The organism is Micromonospora acroterricola (assembly GCF_003172955.1).
Taxonomy (GTDB): Bacteria; Actinomycetota; Actinomycetes; order Mycobacteriales; family Micromonosporaceae; genus Micromonospora; species Micromonospora acroterricola.
Window position 1 is genome coordinate 23,092 of the sequence record NZ_QGKR01000133.1, and the last position, 6,270, is coordinate 29,361.

At 72.9% G+C, this 6,270-nt stretch carries 5 protein-coding genes and 1 pseudogene; 2 read left to right on the forward strand and 4 right to left on the reverse strand.

From position 1 onward, the window contains the following. Window positions 1-67: 67 nt before the first annotated feature. Window positions 68-499: an ester cyclase gene (locus DKT68_RS05660; protein WP_109816361.1), complete on the reverse strand. Its 432-nt coding sequence runs from the start codon at window positions 497-499 to the stop codon at window positions 68-70. 129 nt (window positions 500-628) lie between these two features. Between DKT68_RS05660 and DKT68_RS05665 the strand changes: the two genes are divergently transcribed. Beyond that, window positions 629-1,648 (forward strand): glutathione S-transferase family protein, encoded by a 1,020-nt coding sequence (locus tag DKT68_RS05665; RefSeq protein ID WP_109816362.1) that lies wholly within the window; start codon window positions 629-631, stop codon window positions 1,646-1,648. A 138-nt stretch (window positions 1,649-1,786) separates the two neighbouring features. Here DKT68_RS05665 and DKT68_RS05670 read toward each other — a convergent pair whose 3' ends face one another. After that, a complete protein-coding gene (locus tag DKT68_RS05670) occupies window positions 1,787-2,749 on the reverse strand; it encodes a complex I subunit 1/NuoH family protein (protein ID WP_109816363.1) in 963 nt (320 codons plus the stop codon). A 263-nt stretch (window positions 2,750-3,012) separates the two neighbouring features. Next, window positions 3,013-3,609, reverse strand: a pseudogene (locus tag DKT68_RS05675) (NADH-quinone oxidoreductase subunit C); the annotation flags it as partial. Window positions 3,610-3,813: 204 nt separating this feature from the next. Between DKT68_RS05675 and DKT68_RS05680 the strand changes: the two are divergent. Continuing rightward, window positions 3,814-4,860 (forward strand): glucose 1-dehydrogenase, encoded by a 1,047-nt coding sequence (locus tag DKT68_RS05680; RefSeq protein WP_201748918.1) that lies wholly within the window; start codon window positions 3,814-3,816, stop codon window positions 4,858-4,860. Between the two features lie 16 nt (window positions 4,861-4,876). Here DKT68_RS05680 and DKT68_RS05685 read toward each other — a convergent pair whose 3' ends face one another. Next, a complete protein-coding gene (locus DKT68_RS05685) occupies window positions 4,877-6,193 on the reverse strand; it encodes a DUF2252 domain-containing protein (RefSeq protein WP_109816366.1) in 1,317 nt (438 codons plus the stop codon). Window positions 6,194-6,270: the final 77 nt, after the last annotated feature.

The window sequence follows — 6,270 nt, forward strand, 5'->3', positions numbered from 1 at the left end:
CGACCATCCTGCCCTGTGGCCCCGACGCGCGCGACCACCACCCGTGGGTCCACGGCGGCTCAGCGGATCACGCCCCGGGCGCGTCGACGCCTCCGGTGGGCGGAAGCATCTCGACGCCGAGCTGTTGGAGCAGCTGGAACAGCTCGTTGCAGCTCCACACCTCGACGATCCGGCCCTCCGCGTCGAAGCGCAGGAACGTGGCCCCGGAGTAACTGACCACCTGCCCGGTCGCCGGCACCGGCCCGAACTGCCCCGCCTGGGTGCCGGCCGCCCGCCAGTGCACGGCCACCCGCTCGCCCGCCGCCACCACGTCCACGATCTTGTAGCGCAGGTCCGGAAAGGCCGCCCGCCGCTCGCGGTGCCAGGCCAGCGTCGCCTCCGGCCCGGTGCCGCCCAGCCCCGGGCACTCCTGGGCGATGAGCTCGTACGCCGACTCCTCCCGGCGGGCGTTCCACACGTCGGCGATGAACCGCCGGGCCGCGGCCTCCACATCCGTCATCCCGGCAGGGTAGCCGGAGCGGGTCCGGCGCCGACCGGCTCGGGCGCGCGGCCAGGTTGGGCGGCGGCGAGCCGGTGCGCCCGAGATCAGCGAGGATGGGACCGAGACGGCAACGACCGGGAGGACGACGTGGGCGAGGAAACAGGCGGGAAGTACGTCGAGCCGGGCGGCGAGTTCACCCGGGACCAGCGGTACATCGCCACGCGCATCACGGCGGACGGGCGGGACGGGTACCCGGTGGAGCCGGGCCGGTACCGGCTGGTGGTCAGCCGGGCCTGTCCCTGGGCCAACCGTCTGATCATCGTGCGGCGGCTGCTCGGCCTGGAGGACGCCATCTCGATGGCGGTGGCCGGCCCCACCCACGACGCGCGGAGCTGGACCTTCGACCTCGACCCGGGCGGCCGGGACCCGGTGCTCGGCATCGAGCGCATCCAGGAGGCGTACTTCAAGCGCTTCCCCGGCTACGAGCGCGGCATCACGGTGCCGGCGATCGTCGACGTGCCGACCGGCGAGGTGGTGACCAACGACTACGCGCGGATGAGCCTCGACCTGTCCACGCAGTGGGGCGCCCACCACCGCGAGGGCGCTCCGCAGCTCTACCCCGAGCACCTGCGGGCGGAGATCGACGAGGTCAACGATGCGGTGTTCCGGGACGTCAACAACGGCGTCTACCGGTGCGGCTTCGCCGGCAGCCAGGAGGCGTACGACAAGGCGTACCACCGGCTCTTCGACCGGCTGGACTGGCTGACCGAGCGGCTGACCGACCAGCGCTACCTGGTCGGCGACACGATCACCGAGGCCGACGTGCGGCTCTTCACGACGCTGGTCCGCTTCGACCCGGTCTACCACGGCCACTTCAAGTGCAACCGGCAGAAGCTGACCGAGATGCCGGTGCTCTGGGCGTACGCCCGGGACCTGTTCCAGACGCCGGGGTTCGGCGACACCATCGACTTCGACCACATCAAGCGGCACTACTACGAGGTGCACCGGGACATCAACCCGACCGGGATCGTCCCGCTCGGCCCCGACCTGTCCAACTGGGTCACCCCGCACGGTCGCGAAGCCCTGGGCGGTCGCCCCTTCGGCGACGGCACGCCGCCACCGCCCCCGGCCGAGCCGGTCGGCCCCGCGCACACGCCGCTGCGCTGAGCGGCGGTCGACCACACACCGGTTGATCGCGCTCGATCCTGGATGCAGTGGCCTCCCACGCGGCCGACACCACCAAAACCAGGATCGAGCGCGATCAAGCGGGTCAGAGCGGCAGGTCAGAGCGGCGGGTCAGGCGGGTCAGAGCGCGATGCGGACGGCCGCCGTGAGGACCAGCTGTGCGAGGGAGGCCGGCACCAGCACCAGCCAGCAGAGGCGCTGGAGCTGGTCCTCGCGCAGCCGGGGGTAGGACACCCGCAGCCAGATGATCACGAATGACACGGCGAAGACCTTGAGCAGCGTCCAGAGCCAGCCCAGCTGGTCGTCGGCGAACGGGCCCTGCCAGCCGCCGAGGAACAGCACCGTGGTCAGCGCGGCGATCACCACGATGCCGACGTACTCGGCGAGCAGGAAGAACGCGAACCGCAGCCCCGTGTACTCGGTCATGTACCCGAAGACCAGCTCCGAGTCGGCCACCGGCATGTCGAACGGCGGCCGGCGGATCTCGGCCAGCCCCGCCACGAAGAAGATGATCATCGCGGGGGCCTGCCAGAGCAGCCACCACGGTTGCCACGCCTCGACGATGCCGGAGAGGCTGAGCGTGCCCGCCGCCATCGCCACCGAGGCGGCCGCCAGCACCAGCGGCAGCTCGTAGCCGAGCAGCTGGGCAGCGCCGCGCAGCCCACCGAGCAGGCTGTACTTGTTGGCCGACGCCCACGCCGACATGAGCACCGCCACCACCCCGACGCCGACCACGGCCAGCACGAAGAACAGGCCGATGTCGAGTGGCTGCCCCACCAGGTCGTTCGGGCCCAGCGGGATGACCAGCAGCACCAGCAGGTAGGGCACCAGCGCCACCGCCGGCGCCAGCCGGAACACGGCCCGGTCCGCCTCGCGGGGGGTGATGTCCTCCTTCTGCACGAACTTCACCCCGTCCGCCACGAGCTGCGCCCAGCCGTGGAAGCCGCCCGCGTACATCGGGCCGAGCCGGCCCTGCATGTGCGCCATCACCTTGTGCTCGGCCTGCCCGACCAGCAGCGGCAGGGTGAGGAACGCGACGAGCACGCCGCCCACCCGCAGCACCAGCTCCACCCAGAGCGGCATCAGGCCGTACTCCCGTCGTCGTCGCTCCGGTCGCCGCGCGCCAGCGGCTCCGCGACCGGACCGCCCGACCCCGCGCCAGAGACCGGCTGGTCCGCCGCGGGCTGGGCGCCGCCCGCGTCGGGCGCGGGCCGGTCGGGCCGGTCCGGGCCGTCGGCGGTGCCGTCAGGCCGGGGAGTACGCGCCGGACGGGCCCCCGGGGCTGGCCGCGCGGGCCGTTCACCGGCCGGCCTGGCCGGGGTGCCGCCGCGCGCACCCTCCCCCACTCCACCGGCGCCGGCCGGGGTGGGTGTGGTCCCCCACTCGCCCGGAGCGGGCACACCCGGCGGGCGGATCGGTCGGCGGCCACCGCCGGCCTCGGACTCGCCCGGCTCCTTGGCGCCCGGCCACGGCTTGGCCACCCGGGAGGCGAGCACGAACTCCTTGCGCAGCGGATGGCCCTCGAACTCCGGCGGCAGTAGCAACGGTCGCAGTTCCCCGTGGCCGGCGAAGTCGATGCCGAACATCTCGTGCGTCTCCCGCTCGTGCCAACCGGCGCCCGGGTAGATGTCGACCACGGAGGCCACCGTGGCGGCGCCCCGGGGCAGCCGGGTACGCAGCAGCACGCCGTGCCGCAGCCGGGTCGACCAGAGGTGCGCGACCACGTCGAAGCCCTCGGCCAGCTCGTCCACCGCGGAGAGCCAGTCGAAGAAGTCGCAGGCCAGCTCGACGTCGTCGCGGGCGGCGCGCAGCGCGTCCGGCCAGCTCGCCGGCGGCAGGTCGACGGTGGCCCGGGCGAACCGCTGCCCGCCGGAGACCGACGGGGTGGCCTCGACGGGCGCGAGCAGCGCGACCAGTCGAGCGCCGACCTCTTCGGGAGTCATGCCGCTGATCCTAGGGCCTGCGTCGGAGTCGCCGGTCGGGCCGAGGGGGAGTCCGGACTGGCCCCGGCCGCGCCTGCCACTGGTCGGCCAGGGATGTCGACACAGATTGGAGGCGGTCTTCCCAGCAGCGGGTCCACCACCGGCGCCCGCCGATCTGCCGGCTTTGCCCGGCGGCGCGACGGTCGGCGGGGAAAGATGAGGGGCGTGCGCGCTGTGACTGTGAACCCGAGAGTCGCCAACTCGCTGAGCCTCATCGAGGATCAGCCCGAGCCGGCGCCCGAGGAGGGTGCGATCCTGGTCGAGGCGCTGGCCGTCGGCATCTGCGGCACCGACCACGAGATCATCGCCGGGGAGTACGGCGAGGCGCCGCCCGGCGCGGACCGGCTGGTCATCGGGCACGAGTCGTTGGGCCGGGTGCTGGAGGACCCGAGCGGCACCCTGCAACCCGGCGACCTGGTGGCCGGGATCGTCCGGCATCCCGACCCGGTGCCCTGCCCCAACTGCGCGGTCGGCGAGTGGGACATGTGCCGCAACGGGCAGTACACCGAGCACGGCATCAAGGCGCTGCCCGGGTTCGCCCGCGACCGCTGGCGGATCGAGCCGCAGTTCGCGGTCGGGCTCGACCCGGCGCTGGCGCGGGTCGGCGTGCTGCTGGAGCCGACCAGCGTGGTGGCCAAGGCGTGGGACCACATCGAGCGCATCGGGCACCGGGCCGAGTGGGAGCCGCAGACGGTCCTGGTGACCGGCGCCGGGCCCATCGGGCTGCTGGCCGCGCTGCTCGCCACCCAGCGCGGGCTCGCCGTCCACGTGCTGGACCGGGCGACCTCGGGGCCCAAGCCGGAGCTGGTCGCCGCGCTCGGCGCCACGTACCACACGGTGGCGGTCAACGACCTGCCCTTCGAGCCGGACGTGGTGGTCGAGTGCACCGGCGCCCCGACGGTGGTCATCGACGTGATGTGCAAGGCCGCGCCGACCGGCATCGTCTGCCTGGCCGGGGTGTCCAGCGGCGGCCGGAGCATCGACTTCGACGCCGGCGCGCTCAACCGGGCGCTGGTGCTCGAGAACAACGTGGTCTTCGGCTCGGTCAACGCCAACCGGCGGCACTGGACCATGGCCGAACAGGCGCTCGCCCGCGCCGACCAGTCCTGGCTCGAGTCGCTGCTCACCCGGCGCGTGCCGGTCGAGCGGTACGACGAGGCGTACACCGCCGGGCCGGGCGACATCAAGGTGGTGCTGGAGTTCGCCTCCTGAGCGGCCCGCCGCCCGGTCAGATGCCGGGCAGCCGCCCGTTGCGGAACAGGTCCACGAAGAGCTGGTGGTCGTGCCGCGTCCGCACCCCGTACGCGTGCGCGAAGTCCACGAGGTGGCCGACGAACCCCGGCTCGTCGGTCTCCACCACGGCCACGATCGCCTCCTCGGTGGAGTAGTCCACCAGGTCGTGGCTGGACTCGTCGTCCGCCACCGAGTGCATCCGGGCCACCGCCCGGCCGAGGTCGGCGAGCACCCCGGTCAGCTCCTCCGGCTCGTTGACGTCCGACCAGTCCAGGTCGGCGGCGTACGGGGAGACCTCGGCGACGAGCTGACCGGCCCCGTCCAGCTCGGTGAAGCCCAGCCACGGGTCGGCGTGCGCCTGCAACGCCCGCTGCGACTCGGCGGTCCGGTGGCCCTGGTGCTGGAAGTAGCCGCGGACCGACTCGTCGGAGACGTACCGGGCCACCGCTGGCACCTGCGCCTGCTTCATGTAGATGACGACGTCGTTCTCCAGCGCCTGGGTGTGCCCCTCCAGCAGCAGGTTGTACGACGGCAGCCCGGCCGAGCCGATGCCCACTCCCTTGCGCAGCACCACGTCCTTGATGCGTGCCGCCACCGGGCGCAGCCGGGCCGAGGCGGTGGGCAGCGTGCCCAGGTACACCTCGAAGGCGGCGAGGACCTTGGCGCGGGTGTCCCCGTCGATCTCGAAGACCCCGTCGCCGACGGAGAACCGCCGCTCGTAGTTGTCGATGGTGGTCTGCTCGGCGAGCAGGTCGACCCGCGTGTTGAGCCGGGCCTGCTGGAGCACCCGGCGCAGCACCCCGTCGGCGTTCTCCAGCGTGATCGAGCCGATCGCGTCGTCCCCGCCCGCGGCGATCGCCCGCAGCTCGGTCAGGTACGACCGGGCGAAGCCGGCCACCAGGTCGCCGATCACCCTGTCGGAGAGTGCCTTGCCGTAGCCGAGCAGCGCCACGCTGGCCGCGAACCGCCGCAGGTCCCAGGTGAACGGCCCGACGTACGCCTCGTCGAAGTCGTTGACGTTGAACACCAGCTGCCCGGAGGCGTTCATGTAGGTGCCGAAGTTCTCCGCGTGCAGGTCACCGTGAATCCACACCCGGCTGGTCCGCTCGTCCAGGAACCGGTCGTCGGCGAAGTCGCCGAGCTGGTCGGCGTAGAACAGGGCGGCGCTGCCCCGGTAGAAGGCGAAGGGCGACGCGGCCATCTTGCGGAACTTGCGGCGGAAGGCGGCCGGGTCGATCGCCATCGACGCGCCGAACTCCTCGGTCAACACGTCGACGATGTGGGCGGACCGCTGGTCCCCGGAGTTGCTCATGGTGCGCAGGCTAGCCGCACCCGGCCACCCGCGGCGTCAGACAACCGAATGGTCCGTCGGGGCCGACGGGGTGGTGG

Coding starts and splice junctions, on each gene's coding strand:
- DKT68_RS05685 (WP_109816366.1), bottom strand. CDS start 6,193: ATGAGCAACTCCGGGGACCAGCGGTCCGCCCACATCGTCGACGTGTTG.
- DKT68_RS05660 (WP_109816361.1), bottom strand. CDS start 499: ATGACGGATGTGGAGGCCGCGGCCCGGCGGTTCATCGCCGACGTGTGG.
- DKT68_RS05670 (WP_109816363.1), bottom strand. CDS start 2,749: ATGCCGCTCTGGGTGGAGCTGGTGCTGCGGGTGGGCGGCGTGCTCGTC.